At 41.6% G+C, this 1,304-nt stretch carries 1 protein-coding gene; it reads right to left on the bottom strand.

The annotated features are described in order from the left end of the window. On the bottom strand, window positions 1-1,006 hold a 1,006-nt coding region (locus tag DK187_RS20850; protein ID WP_239494826.1), incomplete at its 3' end, for a sensor domain-containing diguanylate cyclase. Between the last annotated feature and the right edge of the window lie 298 nt (window positions 1,007-1,304).

Below are 1,304 nucleotides of genomic sequence, written 5' to 3' on the forward strand. Positions count from 1 at the left end.
AGCTGTCGTTGATTTTCTTAAAGTGGTCAACGTCCAGTAAGATCAAACTAAAATGATGACCTCGGTTAGCCAGTGCCAATTCGGCTTTAATCTGCTCATCCCATTTATGACGATTAAACGCCCCCGTCAGCTTGTCTCGTGTTGCCAGCTCAATAAGTTGAGTTTCTACTTCATCACGATTGTGCATTTCTTTCGAAAACTGTTTAACAAGCGCTTTTAAATCCGTTTCTAACTCATCCAGCTCATCTAACCCTGTCTGTCTAGTTGGGAGATGGCTGCGGTCCACAACAATGGAACGATGCAGAGACTCTATCTGTCCACGCAGTGACCAGATACGCTTACGAAAAGTGATAATAATATACAAGGTTAAATAGGTACCAATGGCAAACGCGGACAAACCTAAAATGGCATTCATTGTCACAAAATGCCGCTCTTGGTTTTCAACCGTTGCCGAGACGCTCATGGTTAACAGGTCTATTTTTTTCAGCAACTCATCGGCTTGTGTATCTAACGCTGCATCTTGTTTTTCTAACTCAGTCCAAACACTTGAAAGGGATGGTTTCTGCTGCGCAAAAAAGATGTCAGCAAGGCGATCAAAGTTCATTCGATGCTCATGTAGCACGCTAATTTGCTGCATGAGCGCTTGATGATCCATTAGTTTAATTCTGACACTACCAAAGCCAAGGCCTGTGCGAAGTATGTCCGTCGCCTTATCCAATTGAGTGGCTAACTGGGCACTGAATTCATCAAACCCTTTTACACTATTGGCGTGTATAGAGGCATCGGCAAAAAACGCGTCTCCTTGTTGGCGAATACTCTCCATCAATAAATGCTGCTTAAGTTGCAACATCTCAATGTCAGAAATCACTTCAGACAAGGGCACATCAATTTCAGCGACTTCGTGCATTTCTTTGTAGATGCGCTGGGATTGGTAAGCGGAGTACACAATCACTACAAATAAAAAAGACAACAGAATAAATGACAAACTGCTAATTTTTCGTGTCATAGAAACATTCAACCAATGAAACATAAAGGGTCTGGATACCGATTGTTAAAGGCTAAGAGAAAGAATGTAAAATAATAAAAACGTGTTAAGAAAGTGCCTAAATATTAGCACATGCAGAAAAAATTAAAGGTGATAGAATTTTATCAGCCGGAAACAACACAATTACGCCCCGCGCCCTTGGCTTCGTAGAGCAGCATATCAGCACGCTTGACTATTTTGTATTGATCGTCAAAGTCTTGGTAATCGGTCACACCACTACTAATGGTAAAATGCGGAATGTGGTCTATTTTCAAAGTGG

Source organism: Marinomonas arctica (assembly GCF_003259225.1).
In the GTDB taxonomy this organism is placed as follows: Bacteria; Pseudomonadota; Gammaproteobacteria; order Pseudomonadales; family Marinomonadaceae; genus Marinomonas; species Marinomonas arctica.